At 67.0% G+C, this 16,345-nt stretch carries 8 protein-coding genes; 4 read left to right on the top strand and 4 right to left on the bottom strand.

Annotated elements, in window-relative coordinates; genetic code table 11:
• Positions 1-5 precede the first annotated feature (5 nt).
• The gene (locus QOZ81_RS14225; RefSeq protein ID WP_291204908.1) at positions 6-1,328 is read right to left on the bottom strand and encodes a response regulator; all 1,323 of its coding nucleotides are present in this window, start codon (positions 1,326-1,328) and stop codon (positions 6-8) included.
• 81 nt (positions 1,329-1,409) lie between these two features.
• On the opposite strand from QOZ81_RS14225, the gene hflX reads away from it, so the two are divergent.
• A complete protein-coding gene (gene hflX, locus QOZ81_RS14220; RefSeq protein ID WP_291204911.1) occupies positions 1,410-2,609 on the top strand; it encodes a GTPase HflX in 1,200 nt (399 codons plus the stop codon).
• On the opposite strand, the gene QOZ81_RS14215 is transcribed toward hflX, so the two are convergent.
• Positions 2,591-3,118: a DUF4149 domain-containing protein gene (locus QOZ81_RS14215; RefSeq protein ID WP_291204914.1), complete on the bottom strand. Its 528-nt coding sequence runs from the start codon at positions 3,116-3,118 to the stop codon at positions 2,591-2,593. The genes hflX and QOZ81_RS14215 overlap by 19 nt on opposite strands.
• 19 nt (positions 3,119-3,137) lie before the next feature.
• Positions 3,138-3,539 carry a type II secretion system protein gene (locus QOZ81_RS14210; RefSeq protein WP_291204917.1) on the bottom strand — a complete coding sequence of 134 codons (402 nt, stop codon included), beginning with the start codon at positions 3,537-3,539 and terminating at the stop codon, positions 3,138-3,140.
• A gap of 559 nt (positions 3,540-4,098) precedes the next feature.
• On the opposite strand from QOZ81_RS14210, the gene QOZ81_RS14205 reads away from it, so the two are divergent.
• The 3 genes from QOZ81_RS14205 (at position 4,099) to QOZ81_RS14195 (ending at position 15,013) form a co-directional block, all read left to right on the top strand.
• Complete coding sequence (locus QOZ81_RS14205) at positions 4,099-7,173, top strand: TonB-dependent receptor (protein ID WP_291204920.1); 3,075 nt, start codon at positions 4,099-4,101, stop codon at positions 7,171-7,173.
• 51 nt (positions 7,174-7,224) lie between these two features.
• Positions 7,225-10,899, top strand: a complete 3,675-nt coding sequence (locus tag QOZ81_RS14200) for a putative Ig domain-containing protein (RefSeq protein ID WP_300714896.1) — start codon at positions 7,225-7,227, stop codon at positions 10,897-10,899.
• A 160-nt stretch (positions 10,900-11,059) separates the two neighbouring features.
• Positions 11,060-15,013, top strand: coding sequence for an immunoglobulin domain-containing protein (locus tag QOZ81_RS14195; RefSeq protein ID WP_300714894.1), 3,954 nt, complete (start codon positions 11,060-11,062; stop codon positions 15,011-15,013).
• Positions 15,014-15,167: 154 nt separating this feature from the next.
• On the opposite strand, the gene hppD is transcribed toward QOZ81_RS14195, so the two are convergent.
• Positions 15,168-16,292, bottom strand: coding sequence for a 4-hydroxyphenylpyruvate dioxygenase (gene hppD / locus QOZ81_RS14190; protein ID WP_291204925.1), 1,125 nt, complete (start codon positions 16,290-16,292; stop codon positions 15,168-15,170).
• Positions 16,293-16,345 lie beyond the last annotated feature (53 nt).

Genomic DNA, 16,345 nt, shown 5'->3' with positions numbered 1-16,345 from the left:
CGGAGCTAGCTGATGCCCAGGTGTCCTTCGATCATCTGCAGGAACTCGGCATCCAGGCCGTAGGGCTTCACCAGGACCTGGGCCACGCCCACCTCCTGGGCGCCCAGGACCAGCTCCGCATCCACGGAGGCCTCGGCCAGCAGCACGGGGATCCCCTCGCCATCCAGGCGCTGGCGCAGCAGGGAGGCCAGGGCGAGTCCCTGCAACTCGACCACGCCGCCGTCCACGAACACCAGCTGGGCTTCGTCCAGCTGATCCAGCAGCTCGGTGAGGGTGGCCGCGACCCGGATCTTGCCGTAGCCGTCCGCCGCAAGGAACCCGACCAGGGCCTCCCGATCGGGCCCCTCGGACATGGCGAGCAGCACGCCGCGGGTGCGCTTCTTCATGCGGTTCAGGGCGGATCCCCGGTTGGCGGCATCGGGTTGCGCGGGCGCGGCCTCGGGAATGGGGGTGGAAGCCGGGGCCATGGCCAGGGGATCTGGCGCCACGGCGGGGGGCGGGGTGGCTGGCGGGGGATCCGGCTCCTTCTTCTGCACGGGGCGCGGGGCGGCCAGTTCGATGGCGGGCTCGCCGGGCTCGGCCTTGGGCTGCTGGCGCCGGACCTTGGGGGGCACCGAGGTGGGGAGTGAGCCGGCCCGGCTCGTCACCATGGCCTTGACGGGGCCCAGGATCGACTCCTTGTCCGATTCGAAGCTGATTCCGACCGAGAGGCCATTCCCTTCGGAGGCCACATGGGCGGCAACGCCGCCCACCTCGATCAGGGGACACTTGGGCAGCTTGCTGAGCTTGATCACCATGAAGACTTCGCCCTTGGACAGCAGGTTGGGCCCCATGTGCATGGGACCCTGGGTCTTCACGTTCATGGCCCGACCGACCTTCAGGCACATGCCGCCTTCGGAGATGTTGTCGATGGTGCCGGTGAGGCCGATGCCTTCGAACAGTCCCGTAAGGGCGATGGCGGTGGCGCCCTCCCGCTGGTTGAGCCGGGCCCGGGGCTTTTTCCGGCGTTCGGCCAGGGCGATGGCTGTGGGCAACTCCATGACCAGGGTGCCGGTCTTCAACTCCTGGAGGCGGCCCGTGGCTTTGAGCCGGAGGCCGTCCAGGTAGAAGAGGAGGCCGATGGGCTCGCCCTTTTCGGCCATGACCCGTCCCTGGACGCCGAGCGTCACCCGCTCCTCGGTGACGACCACGAGGGAGGCCGGGATCTCGCGGCCCTTGGGGTCCACGGCGAAGATGGTGGCCCGGACGCGCTGGGCGTCCTCCAGGTAGGCCAGGACCAGCTCGGATCCTTCCGACGGCTTGGATTTTTTCAGCCCGAACATGGCCATGAAGTCGTGACTCCCAGACCTCTGCATCGTCCCCGGGGACAAGGGCTTGATTATTACCGCAGGGGCAGGCAGGTTTGCCATATGGATGAATCGCCCCTGCGCTGCCTGCTCATCGCCCGTCAAGGCCCCGAGGATCGGGAGGAGCGCATCCAGGACCACCTGCTGGAACTGGCCGATCTGGCCCGGAGCTGCGGCTTCGAGGTGCAGTCCCGGCGGATCCTGAAGCGCCCCCAGATCGCTCCCAGGACCTTCTACGGCTCGGGCCAGCTGGAGGCGCTGTCGGACGAGGCGGCCCGCCAGGGGACGCGGCACCTCATCTGCGATGACGAGCTGAGCGGCAGCCAGGTGAACGCCATCGAGAAGCTGACGGGCCTGATCTGCCTGGATCGGACGGGCCTCATCCTCAGCATCTTCGAGCAGCGGGCCCAGACCCGGGAGGCCAAGGCCCAGGTGGAGCTGGCCCGGTGCGAATACGAACTGCCCCGCCTGAAGGGGGCCTGGACCCACCTGGAGCGCCAGGGCGGGGGCGTGGGCCTGCGCGGGGGCCCCGGCGAAACCCAGATCGAGGTGGACCGCCGCATGGTCCGCACCCGGATCAGCCAGCTGAAGCGGGAGCTCGCGCACCTGGAGCAGGTGCGGGAGACCCAGCGCCAGGGGCGGCCCAAGGGGCTGCCCCGGGTGGCCCTGGTGGGCTACACCAATGCCGGGAAGACCAGCCTGCTCAAGGCCCTGACCGGAGAAGGTGAACCCAGAGATCTGCTCTTCGCCACCCTGGACACCACCACCCGCAAGGCCTGGCTGGGGCAGGACTTCAACGCGGAGACCGGCGAGGGCAGCCTGGAACCCAGGCACTGCCTGGTGGCCGATACCGTGGGCTTCATCCGGAAACTGCCCCACCAGCTGGTGGCCGCCTTCCGCAGCACCCTCGGGGAGGTCCGCACCGCCGATGCCCTGCTGGTGGTGGCCGACGCGGCCCACCCGGACCTGGAGGACCACCTCAAGGTCGTCGGCGCCACCCTGCGGGAGATCGGTTGCGAACCGGAGGGCATCGAGGCCCAGCCCCGGCTTCTGATCCTCAACCAGGTGGACCGCCTGCACCGGCCTCAGAAACTCGAGCTCCGGAAGCACCACCCCGGCGCGGTGCAGTCGTGCGCGATCCAGGACCTCGGCTTGGACGAGATCCGCCTCTGGCTGCGGGAGTTGATCCCCGGTCCGGCGAAGCCCCGGGAGCTGGAGGCCTGGGAGCTACCGGAGGCCGAGCCTCACGCCGCCGGTTCCTGATCCCTGCCGCTCCGCGGCAGCAAGCCCACGGTGGCCGCCAGACCCACCGCCAGGATGATGCGCAGGAAGAACAGGTTGCGGCTCAGGCCGTGGGCCTTGTCGTAGGCCACCCGGTCCGCGGAATCGGCGGCCAGGCTTTCGATGGGGGCGTTGATGCGGGCCCGGATGGCCTGCACCTTGGGGGTGACGACGAAGCTGCTGGCCAGGCACATGAGCAGGGCCACCATCAGGCCGCCGCTCCAGAGGCGGATGGGACCGATGAGGTCCTCCTTGACCTCGGCGACCCAGCGGCCGACCCAGCTGAGTCCGGCCAGGCCGAACACGACCCAGGCGGCCCAGTCGAGACGACCGACGATCAGCCCTGCGATGCGCCCCGCGACATCCCGGCTGGGGAGTTCCCGGAAGAAGACCGGGGCCGAGAAGATTCCGAAGCCCAGGGCCGCGCCCGCCCAGAGCAGCAGCAGGATCTGGGAGAGCTGGTCGAGGCGGCGGAGGGTGTTCGGGTTCATGGGTTCCTGCGGGCGCTCATTACCATTCGTTGTAGGAGATGCCGTTCGAGCCCTTCTCGGCGGAACCGCTGCGCACCCGGAAGACGCCCAGTTCGGCATCGGGATTGTCCGGGTCAGGAGGTTCCAGCTCGGTCTGCCAGGTCTCCCGGGACTGGGTCATGGGGTCGTAGGGGATGTCCCGCAGGTAGCCCAGTTCCCGCAGGGGCCCCAGGCTGGACGGGTACTTGCCCCGGTCCGCCCGGTGCTGCTCCAGGGCATGGTTGATCTGGAAGAGGTTCTCCTTGAGCACGGATTCCTTGGCCGCCCGCACCTTCTGCCGGTACCCGGCCAACCCCACGGTGGCCAGCAGGGCCAGGAGGGTCATGACCACGACCAGTTCGATGAGGGTGAAGCCCCGCTGGCGGGAAGGGAAAAGGCGCATGGAACCACCTTAACGCATGGGATGCGGCGGGGCCCAGGGAGGTTCGGATGGTGGCATCCCGGAGTCTTCGTCTGGAGCCGCCAGGACCAGGTACCGCCTTCACGGCCGCCACCCCGGCGGACCGATCTCGCTCACCCAGCGGCAGGTGCGTCAGACGGAGGGATGGCCTCTGGACTACCTGACTTTTTCTTCACAGGCCGGGAGGGTGGGTGGGCATCACGCCGGTGCCTTTTCGGGGGCCTGAGGTCCGGCTGTTCGGACTAACTCCCTATTCCCATATTTGTTACATATGTAGCAAACCATGCCGCAAGGGAATTTTACCCGGAGTCAGGGGGTCTGGAAGTCTGCTGATGAAGAGGCGTTACAGAGTTGTTCCGTGACATCGGTCATAGACACCCCGAAGGTTGAAGGAGACCTTCGATGGGATACCGTCCTGATCGTCTGCAATCCCGGGGGCTCGGCCCCCAACGCCACGACCGAAGCCGGAACGAGCTTGCCCTCGTCCTGAACCGTTCCGCTTCCTTCTTACTGATCTGCCCCTGTGGGGCAAGGAGTCTTGATGCCAGCCCAGAGAACCGCAGTCCTCCTCCTTTCAGCCCTGGCCTGCTCGGTGGTCGCCCACGCCCAGACCAGCACCACCTCGGGGGCCCTCCGGGGGACGGTCAAGTCCAAGGCCAAGGGCGTGGTCGCCAGCGCCTCGCTCACCCTGCGGAACCTGGAGACCGGGCTGACCCGCACCACCACCACCAATGCCAATGGCGAGTACCACTTCGCCTTCCTGCCCGTGGGCACCTATGAGCTGACCGTCGCCGCCCCTGGATTGAGGACCGCCAAAGATGCTTCCCTGCGCGTGGGATTGGGCCAGACCGCGCTCCAGAACTTCAGCCTCGATGCGGTGGAAGCCAGCGCGGTGGTCACGGTGGTGGCCGATGCCACGGCCCTGGATGCGGCCCAGATCAACACCCAATCCTCCATCTCCCAGGAACTGGTCGACGCCATCCCCGTGAACGGCCGCAACTTCACGGACCTGGTGCAGCTCACCCCCGGCGCGGCCGTGGGCAACACCAGCTACTACACGACGGTCGAGGGTGCCCGCGGCATCCAGAACAACCTGCAGATCGACGGCGGCAGCTACAACTCCAAGTTCAACGGCGAACAGCGGGGCGGCACCCGCATCCCCTTCACCTTCGGCCAGGACTCCATCAAGGAGCTGCAGGTCATCACCAATTCCTTCGATGCCCAGTTCGGCGATGCCGTGGGCGCGGTCATCAACGCCGTCACCAAGACCGGCACCAATGAGGTCCAGGGCACGGCCTTCATGCTGTTCCGTCCCAACTCCCTGACGGCCAAGGTCAAGCCCGTGCCCTACGACGCCAACGGCGTGAACACCGACGAGGCCCGGACCCGCACTTACCAGACCCTGCAGATGGGCTTCAACCTGGGCGGCCCCATCCTCAAGGACAAGCTGCACTACTTCGTGAACGTGGAAATGGCCCGCAAGCGGGAGGACAGCATCCCCCTCTTCGGGGACGGCAGCGCCGCCTCCAACGCCTTCTTTGCGCCGGGGACCGGCATGGGCGCCCTCCTCGTGACCATGCCGGGCCGCACTCTGGCGGACGAGAGCCACCGGGCGTGGACCGACGAGCAGAAGAACCTGGTGTTCATGGGCCGCCTCGACTGGGACATCAACCAGGACCACCGGGCGACCCTCCGGATGAACTCCCAGAACTACCAGGGGCTCAACGACATCTATGCCGGGGTGCGCCACAACGACACCGCCGAGTCCGGCAACTCCACCATGAAGTTCACCAGCCTCTCCACGGTGCTGGAGCTCAGCTCCACCCTGTCCCCCAGCCTGCTGAACGAGGCCCGGGTCCAACTCTCCAACGAGAAGCGGCCCACGACGCCCAACAGCACCGTCTCGTCCCCCGTGCGCATCCAGAAGGTGGGCTCGGTCTACGACATCAACGCAGGCCAGTACTACATCGATCCCCGCACCACGGATGAGACCACCACCCAGATCCAGGACAACCTCACCTTCATGACCGGGGACTGGGTCCTCAAGGGCGGCGTGGATCTCCAGTTCATCGACATGAAGAACCGCTACCTGCCCAATGGCAACGGTAGCTGGGTCTTCCCCACCTATGCCCTGGCCCAGTCCTGGTTCACGGGCGCCCCGGCAGCCTCCCTGAGCGGCGTGACCTACACCCAGGGCTATTCGCCCGTGGATGGCGTCAGCAGCTTCAGCGAGAAGTTCATGGCCGGCTACGTCCAGGCCCAGAACGGCGCCCTCCTCAACAAGCGCCTCCTGGTCAGCCTGGGCCTGCGCTACACCACCGAGATCTGGAGCGGCAACCCCAGCCCCAACCCCAAGCTCCAGGGCCTGGACCGCGCCCCCAACGACAAGAGCATGGACCCCCGCTTCGGATTCACCCTCGACCTCTTTGGCAACGCGAAGACCATCATCCGGGGCGGCTACGGCTGGTTCAGCGTGAGCAACCCGGGCCAGACGACCTCCGGCGCCATCATGAACAACGGCATCAACCTGGTGTCCTACTACATGACGGCCTCGGCGAACCCCGCCCTGTTCGACCCCACCGGCCTGCTCTCCGCCTCCCAGCGGTGGAGCGGCCCCCTGACGGGCCCGGGCTCCCTGACCCGCATTCCCACCAGCACCCTGCTGACCGATCCCAACCTCAAGGTGGACACCATCGTGCCCACCATCATCGATCCCGAGGCCAAGATGACCCAGGCCCGAGCGACCTCCCTGGGCGTCGAGCAGGATCTGGGCAACGGCTTTACCGTGGGGATCCGCGGCACCTACAAGAAGTTCAACAACCTTCAGTACGCCGTGAACATCAACCTGGGCCAGATGGCGCCGGGGACCAGCACCGTGGATCCCACCGCGATCTACAACGACGGCTACCCCTCGACCTGGAACCGGTTCTCCACGGGCGCGCGCCCTGGGCGTGCCATCGTCCGTGGCCGCGCCCTGGATCTCAGCGGTTTCGGCGACGTGATCCTCTCCAAGTATGACGGCGAGGGGCGGTACCGCAGCGTGGTGCTGGAAGCTGGCCGGAAGCCCGGCAGCGGCTGGGGCTTCAAGAGCAGCCTGACCTTCGCCAAGGCCGAGGACAACAACTCCAACGAGCGGGCCACCCTCACCTCCACCAACGCCCTCACGGAGAATCCGGCGGATCCCCTGTCCTCCTGGGCCCTGAGCGACAACGACCACGCCTTCCGCGCCACCCTGGCCTGGTTCGCCCCCACCTTCTTCGGCATCCGGCTGTCGGGCATCACGACCTACACCACCGGCCGGCCCTGGAACGGGATCTACTACGCCGACCAGAACGGCGACGGAAAGTACATCGATACGGTGAATGGCCGCAACTCCCATCGCCAGCCCAGCGAGAAGACCTTCGACCTGAGGCTCTCCCGACCGTTCCGGGTCACCCGGGCCCTCTCCCTGGAGGGGACCATCGACGTCTACAACGTCTTCAACTGGGCCAACCAGTACACCCGCCAGACCCAGTACACCCTGTCCTCGGGGAGCGTGAATCCGTACTTCGGGGCCATTGATTCCCCGGACAACCGATCCCGCGAAGTCCAGTTCACCCTCAAGGCCCGGTTCTAGGAGGCTGGCATGAATCCCCTCCACTCTGCCCTGCGCCATTCAGGAGTCCGCATGTCCATCCACTCACTGCGCCAGAGGTCCGGCAGGATCCTGCTGGCCCTGTCCATGGGCCTCGGCCTTGCCGCCCTGCACACAGGCTGCGCCTCGAATCCCAGCTCCTACAAGGATCCCGCGCCCGCCATCTCCTCCTTCCTCGCATGCAAGGACAAGACCTTCACTCTGCCCGACCCCACGAGCCCCGAGCCGCCAAAGACCGGCACCACCATCTCCATCGTGAGCGGGTCTTCCATCTACCTCCGTGGGACCTTCGCCGTGACTGGCGGAACAGCCGTCATCACGCCTGGCAACCTCTCCGTGACGACCAATGTCCCGGTCCCCGTGGGGCCCATCACCACGCCCACGACCTACACCTTGACGGTGACCAATGCGAAGGGCGTGGCTGTCAACAGCCAGGTCCAGATCGCGATCCCCGGCCTCGCGGATGCCACCATCACCACCAGCGCCGACCCGGCCTCCACGCTCACCATCGGCACCACCGGGCTGACGGCCTCCGTCCCCGCCCAGGCCGGCTGTACCTACAAGTGGTCCATTGCCGGTGGAACGGCCGTCAGTGCCGCCACGGCCAACACGTTCAGCTTCACGGCCGGCAGCACCGTAGGCACGGTCCTTCAGCTCACCTGTGATGTGAAGAACGCGGCCAATACCATCACCACCGGCACCCGTTCCTTCACCCTGAAGGACACCGCTCCCACCAGCCTCACCTACAATCCGGCCTCCGTGTCCCTCTTCAACACGGTGCCCATGGCCGCGGCCGCCGTGCCGATCCTGTTGGGCTCCGCCCAGCCGGGCCTGAGCACCTTCGCCCTGGCTCCGACCAGCGATCCCCTGCCCAATGGACTCTCCCTGAGCAGCTCCACCGGGGCCATCAGCGGAACCCCCAACGAAGCCGTCAGCCTCCCGCACACTTCCCACATCATCGTCCGGGCCACCAACAGCGGCGGTTTCGTGGATGGCACGCTTTCCATCCTGGTGAACCCCGCCCCCGCCTTCAGCCTCAGCTCCCCCACCAGCGCGGGTAACCCCGCCGGCCCGGGAGGCACGGTGGTGCTCACCTGGTCCGTGAATCCCAGCGTCACCAGCTTCACCATCACACCCACGGTCCAGCCCACGCCCTACACGCCCTCCACGACCACGGGCACCTTCAATCTCACGGCGCCCACGGCGACCCAGGTCTACACCATGACCGTGCAGCCCGGTGACTTCACCACCACGGCCACGGTCCACGTGGATGCCGGTGACATCACCATCGGGAGCTTCGGCCCCGCCGTGGTCCCCTTCGGCAGCACCCAGGCCCCCATCACCTGGTCCATCACCAGTGGCGTTCCCGTCACCCAGTTCGTCAAGGATCCCGCCGGAACCAAGATCAGCGGCGACCTGTCGGGCGCTGCCCGTTCCTTCACCGTCACCAACCTCCTGCCCGGCCGCCAGACCTACACCCTGACTGCCCAGAATGATCTGAAGAGCGCCACCAAGACCGGGTTCGTGGCCCAGCGCGACCTGTACCACGTGGCCGGCTCCTACGGCAGCGGCCGGGGCACGCTGGACGGGGATCCCGATTCCAAGGGGACCTCCACGGCGCGCTTCTACCGCACCCAGGTCCTCACCATGAGCGACTATCCGGCCGACAACGGAGCCATCTTCGCGGGCGAATACTCCGCCCACTCCCTCCGCCGGATCAGCTCCGACCGGAAGGTCCGCACCATCGGTGGAACCCCGGGCGTCCAGGGCGCCGCGACCGACAACCTGGTCGCCACCACCATGTCCAACCCGCGGGCCGTCGCCGTGGATCCCGTCACCGGCGATGTCTACGTGAGCGGTGAAACCTATACCACCCGCCGCCTGCTGAAGCTGGCCCGGAACGCGGACGGAACCTACACCCCGAGCGTGATGCCGAATTTCACGTTGAATGCCAATGGCCTCGTGATCGACAGCAATCAGATCATGTATTGCGTCACCTACAGCACCCCAAACACCTACCTCTACAGCATGGACCTCAAGGCCGCGAGCCCCGCGCCCACCCAGATCCTGGACATCACGTCCGTCATCGCCGCCAACTCGGCCGGACAGATGGCCAAGGACTTCAACGGGGGACGGAAGCTCCTCTACATCATCGGCACGAACAAGATCGCCAAGGTGGACTTGGCCCCGGCCACGCCGACCGTCTCCCTTTACGCCGGCACGGGGACGGCCGGGTTCGCGGACAGCCTGACCGCCACCACCGGCACCCTCAAGACCGCCATGGCCGTCGCGGTGGATGCCAAGGGCAACCTCTACATGTCTGACCGTGACAATGCTGCCATCCGCATGGTGCCGGCCGGTGGGACCTATGCGGGAGCCCTGATCACCGTGGTCGGCAAGGCCGGTACCTACACGACCGGGTACCAGAATGCGGCTCAGACCCTGGATGGGGGCCTGCCGACCGCGGCCAACACCGTCGCGACCATCGCCTATCCCTATGGCATCACCCTCAGCAGCGATGGATCAAAGCTTTATGTCGCGGACGCGGAAACGGGCCTCTTCTATACCCAATCCGTGCGCTGCGTCAGCATTTCCGGGATGGACGCCAACGGATTCCCCAAGGCCGGAACGGCTTTCACCGTGGAGGATCCGGCCAACCAGAACTACGCCTTCGCCGGTGGTCCCCGGATCTACGGAAACATGGACGGCCTTGGCGCTGTCGCCCAGTTCCGCTTCAGCAGCCTGGCCACCGGAAGCCTGACGACGGGCGCCAACCTCGCCACGCTGCCTGGCGGAAGCAAGACCTTCGTCGCCGATACGGGCAACAACCTCGTCCGCATCATCGCCGCGGATGGCACAGTGACGACGATGAAGGACACTAACAGCAACGCGATCATCTTCTTCAGTCCGAAGGGTCTCGCGGCCCAGGTGGACGGGACGGGAGCGCTCACGGCCCTCTTCGTGGCCGATACCGGAACCACCAAGAAGATCCGCCGCTTCACGCCCATTTCAGGGCAGCCCTTCTTCACGGAGGACCTCAGCTTCACGCTCACCGGCACCTTCCCGGCCGCGGCCAGCCTGAACGTCCAGGGCATGGTCGTGGATGGGACGAACCTGTACTTCACGGACTTCACCGCCAACAACGTCTACAAGGTGGACCTCGCCAACGCCAATGCCACCAGTGTCCTCGTCACCGGTGGGTCCGGCACCCCCACTGGCATTGCCATCCAGGCCGGCGCGACCAAGACCCTGTGGGTAGCCTTCACGGGCACCAACCAGGTCAAGTCCTTCGACCTGTCCGGCGGCGCCCTGGCCATCGTGGGCGTTGCGGCGGGCACCACGCCCACTGGCGCTTTCCTCGATGGTACCGCCGCCACGGCCACCTTCAAGACGCCCGTCGGCCTTGTCGCAGACGGGAATGGGTATGTCTATGTGACGGATACCGCCAACAACGCCATCCGGGTGATCGATACTGGCAACAGCAACAATGTGGCCACCCTGGTCGGAACCCCCACCAGCACGATCGCCCCGAACTACTACGGGCAACGCATGGGCCTGCTGAACAGCGACCGCACCACCGGGGATCCCGGCAATCTCACGGGTGGCTACGTGTTCTCCCCCCAGGGAATCTCCATCACTTCGACGGGTGACCTCGTGCTGACTTCTGGCAATTCGGTCTACACGGCTGTCGCTCCTGCCAACAAGTAGTTCGGGTGAACGTTCCACCAGACACCAAGGTTTCCGTCTATCAGGTGGTGGCTCCGGCCAACCAGTAGCCTGACCAACTGCACCATCGCCAGGGGGCCCGGCCCATCGGGTCCCCTGGCGCCTTCGTGGCCTTGACCGACGGCCGCCTCCGGAGATGACCATGTTCCAGACACGCTTCCTGGGCCGGTGGGTGGCCTGTTTCTTCCTGGCGGGTACCCTGGTTCTCGGTCCGGCCTGTGGCGGCGGTGGCGGGTCCAACCCCGCGCCGACACCTGCAGCCACAGTTCCGGTCATCTCCACCCAGCCCGCCAGCCAGGCCATCACCGAAGGGGGCAGCGCCGCTTTCAGCATCGGGGCCACGGGCAACGGCACCCTGACCTACCAGTGGAAGAAGGGCGGGGCAGACCTCGCCGGGAAGACCTCGGCCACGCTCACCCTCAACCCCGTGGCCCTCACGGATGCGGGCAGCTACACGGTGTTGGTCACCAACACCCTGAATGGCACCAGCCAGGCGACCCTCAGCAGCGTCGCCACCCTGACGGTGAATCCCGCCGCCACGGCGCCCGTGATCGGGACCCAGCCCGCCAGCCAGGCCATCACCGAAGGGGGCAGCGCCGCCTTCAGCATCGGGGCCACGGGCAACGGCACCCTGACCTACCAGTGGAAGAAGGGCGGGGCAGACCTCGCCGGGAAGACCTCGGCCACGCTCACCCTCAACCCCGTGGCCCTCACGGATGCGGGCAGCTACACGGTGCTGGTCACCAACACCCTGAATGGCACCAGTCAGGCGACCCTCAGCAGCGTCGCCACCCTGACGGTGAATCCCGCCGCCACGGCGCCCGTGATCGGGACCCAGCCCGCTAGCCAGTCGGTCACCGAAGGGGGCAGCGCCGCCTTCAGCATCGGGGCCACGGGCAACGGCACCCTGACCTACCAGTGGAAGAAGGGCGGGGCAGACCTCGCCGGGAAGACCTCGGCCACGCTCACCCTCAACCCCGTGGCCCTCACGGATGCGGGCAGCTACACGGTGCTGGTCACCAACACCCTGAATGGCACCAGTCAGTCGATTCTGAGCAGCACCGCCATGTTGACAGTGACCGCCCCGGCGGCCACCCACTTCAGCGTTGCGGGATTCACGAACCCCACCGCAGCGGGCACTTCCCACACCTTCACCGTCACGGCCCTGGATGCGTCGAACAATCCGGTCCCCGGGTATGCGGGAACCGTCCACTTCACCAGCAGCGATGCCGCAGCCACCCTCCCGGGTGATTACACCTTTGCGGGCGCTGACAGCGGAACGCACACCTTCTCGGCCACGCTGAAGACCGCCGGCTCCCAGTCCCTCACCGCGACGGACACGGTGAGCGGTTCCATCACGGGAACCCAGGCCGTCACCGTCAACGCGGTGGCCACCCACTTCGGCGTGACGGGGTTCACGAACCCCACCACAGCGGGCACTTCCCACACCTTCACCATCACGGCCCTGGATGCGTCGAACAATCCGGTCCCCGGGTATGCGGGAACCGTCCACTTCACCAGCAGCGATGCCGCAGCAACCCTCCCGGGTGATTACACCTTTGCGGGCGCTGACAGCGGAACGCACACCTTCTCGGCCACGCTGAAGTCCGCCGGCTCCCAGTCCCTCACCGCGACGGACACGGTGAGCGGTTCCATCACGGGAACCCAGGCCGTCACCGTCAACGCGGTGGCCACCCACTTCGGTGTGACGGGATTCACGAGCCCCACCACATCCGGGGCCTCCCACACCTTCACTGTCACGGCCCTGGATGCCTATGGCAACACGGCGACGGGGTATGCGGGAACGATCCACATCACCAGCACGGACCCCGTGGCGATCCTGCCCGGCGACTATGCCTTTGCGGGGTCCGATAACGGGGCCCACAGCTTCATGGCGACCCTGAACACCGCTGGAGCCCAGACGCTGACGGCCACGGATACGGTGTCCGCCACCCTCACGGGCAGCCAGGCCGCCATCACGGTCAGCGCCCAGGCCCCGGTCATCCAGACCCAGCCCCAGGGCGCCAACGTGATCGCCCCCGAGGGGGCCACCTTCACCGTGGCGGCCACGGGAATCGGCACCCTCACCTACCAGTGGCGGAAGAACGGCACGGACATCCCCGGCGAGATGGGGACCAGCCTCACGGTCGGCCCGACGGACCTCCAGGAGATCAGCGCCACCTACAGCGTGGTGGTCAAGGATGGCAGCGGAGCCACCACCACCAGCGAAAACGCCACCCTCACCGTCATGGCGCCGGAACCCACCTATGCCGGCGATCCGGTGGCGGTGCCCAGTCGCCCCCTCACGGTCCTGCCCTCGTACCAGGTGGGTACGGCCTTCCCGCACGGGGCCTTCCGCGTGGGATACGACGAGACACTGAAGAATCCCGCCTGGACGACCTATGCGAACTTCAAGTTCACCACCGCCTTCGCCAACGGCACCCGAACTTTCCTGGCCGATGACCGCTTGGCCGCGCCGCAGGTGACGGATGGCGACTACTCCGGCAGCGGCTGGACCCGGGGGCACCAGGTCATGATGTCCGACCTGGCCTACCGCTACGGTTCCCAGGCCGGCACGGACTCCTGCCGGCTCTCCAACGTCGCCCCCCAGGACACGGACCACAACAACAACTTCTGGAACCACCTGGAGCAGGTGGTGGGCGGGAGCTTCACCGGCTCCGGCGGCGCCTGGGCACCTGGCCTGGCCGATACCTTCAACCGGATCTGGATCTACACCGGACCCACCTTCGACGCCGGTGCTCCCCTGCTTCCCGGGGCCGTGGCGCCCGTGCGCATCTCCAGCGGGTTCTGGAAGGTCGTCGTCCGCGAGACGGCGCCTGGGCAGCCGAAGGTGGTGGCGGTCCTGACCCCCAACAAGGCAGGCCTGGCCATGTCCGAGGCGGAGATCCAGAAATACACGACCTCGGTGGCCCGCATCGAGGCCCTGACCGGTCTGGACCTGTTCCCGGCCCCCGCCAGCCCCCTGCCCGCCACCTTCAAGACGGCCGTGGACGTCCGCGGCTGGGGCAGCGCCTTCGAAGTGATGGGCAAGCCCAACGTCCACATGGTCGCCCCCAGCTGGGACATCAGCTCCCCCGTGGGAACGGTCCTCACCTTCCAAGGGGACGCCACCAGCCCGAACAACAGCGTCGCCAGCACCAGCTGGGCCTTCGGGGATGGCCAGACGGCCAACGGGCCCACCGCCAGCCACAGCTACACCGCGGGCGGCACCTACAGCGTCACCTTCACCGCCACGGATGGGCTCGGCGTGAGCAACGCCGTCACGCGGGTGGTTACGGTCACCGGCGGCAACCAGGCCCCGACCGTCACCGGCCTGCCCGCCTCGGACACCACACCGGCGGACACGGCCAAGGATCTCGCTTTCACCGTCAGCGATGATGTCGCACCCCTGGCCGTGACGTTCACCGCCTCCTCCAGCGACCAGAGCATCGTGCCCGACAGCGGCCTCAGCTTCACCGGCACCATGGCCAGTCCGGTGCTCCACATCGTGCCCGCGACGGGCGCCACCGGCACCGTGACCCTCACGGTCCGCGTCACGGACGGCGACCTTGCCACCACCACCAAGACCCTCACCTTCGCCGTGGGGATCGCCACCCCGCCGACAGCTCTGTCGGAGGCCTTCACCTGGGCCGGCACGGGGACGGTCTACGCCACGGGGGACTACACCCTATCCACGGGTTCCTGGCACTTCGTGACCACCATGAGCTACGCGGCGGACGCCAGCGACGCCAAGAACGACGGGCAAGGTCTCCGCATGAAGGCGGCAGCCAATAGCGCGGTCTGGATGAACTTCGACTTCGGCAGCGCCAGCACCCAGGCGAGTAGCGTCAGCGTGGCCTACGGGGTGTACAAGAGCGATGGCACGGCCGGAAAGACGGCCAGCTTCTCGCTCTACTACTCCCAGGACCAGGGCGGCACCTGGACCAAGGTCGGCTCCTCCGTGACGGCCAGTTCCAACACCTTGAGCACCGCCACCTTCAGCGGCCTCAACCTCACGGGGCCGGTCCGCTTCAAGCTGGCCGTGGACGGCACCCCCGCCGCCCGCCTGAACCTGGACGACTTCCGGATCCAGTAGAAGCGGTGGGCCGTTGCGGAAATGAGGGGCGTGTCTAGAGCACGCCCCTCTTCTTCTGGTCGAGCTCGATGGTCGCGACCGCCGGGTGGCAGAGCAGGCTCCGGGGGAGCCTGCGGAGCCGGGACCCGGCGAGGAGCGAATCACGATCGGAGGATTAGAGCACGCCCCTCTTCTTCTGATCCAGCTCGATGGAGTCGTACAGCGCCTGGAAGTTGCCTTCACCGAAGCCCATGTTCCCCCGCCGCTGGATGATCTCGAAGAACAGCGGGCCGATCTGGTCCTCGCTGAAGATCTGCAGGAGGTAGCCGGTCTCGTCGCCGTCGATCTGGACGCCCATCTCCTTCACGGTGGAGAAGTCCTCGCGGACGGTATACCCGCTGCGGGCCACGCGGCCCGGGAGCAGGTCGTAGTAGGTATCGGGGACCCGGAGGAACTGGAAGCCCTGGTCGCGCAGGGTGCGCAGGGTGTGGAAGATGTCGTTGGTGGACATGGCGATGTGCTGGACGCCTTGGCCCCGGTGGCGGGTCACGTATTCCTGGACCTGGCTCTTCTCGTCCGTGGGCTGGTTGATGGGGATGATCACCTGGTTGTTGGAACTCTGTACGACCTTGGAATCCAGGCCTGTACCCAGGGCGCCCCGGATGTGGAACTCGCGGGTGACCACGAAGCCGTAGACCCGCTCGTAGAAGTCCACCAGGGCCTCCATCTCGCCCGGGCCCACGTTATTGGTGAGGTGGTCCACCCGCACCAGGCCGGGATCGCATAAGGCCGGGGCGGGCTCGGCGACGAGACCAGGCCAGAAGCTGGTGGGGTCCCCTTTCCGCTCCACGAGGTAGTTCCAGACATCGCCCACCCCCTGGATGGCCGCGAAACGCAGCGTGCCTTCCCCGAGCGCATGGGTCTGGGGTTCGAGCATGACCCGCGCCCCCTGGGAGCGGGCCCGCGCCAGAGCCATGTCCAGGTCCTCCACCGCGAAGTTCAGGGCGCAGACGCCCTCGCCGTGGGCCTGGAAATACCGTCCGGCGGGGTGGGTCGCATCCGCCTCGAAGATCAGGATGTCCATGCGCTGCTGGCGCAGGTGGACCACGAAGCCCCAGGCGTGCCTGCCCACGGCTAGGCGCTCAAAGCCGAGGCGGCGGTAGAGGGGCTCGAGCCGGTCGATGGAACCGGTCAGCTGGAAGTGGTCGATGCGGCTGAGCCCGAGGGGGTTCGTGGCTGTCTTTGCCTCGACCGGGGTGCTGAGGTCGAAGCTGGGCGTGGCGGAGCTGGGCGTAGACATGGGGGTGTCCTGGGGGGAGAGACCAGTGTGCGGATCAATGTAGGTGATCGGGA

This window comes from Geothrix sp. (genome assembly GCF_030219325.1).
Classification (GTDB): Bacteria; Acidobacteriota; Holophagae; order Holophagales; family Holophagaceae; genus Geothrix.
The sequence above is the reverse complement of the archived record's forward strand: the minus strand, read 5'-3'. Positions and strand labels throughout refer to the sequence as shown.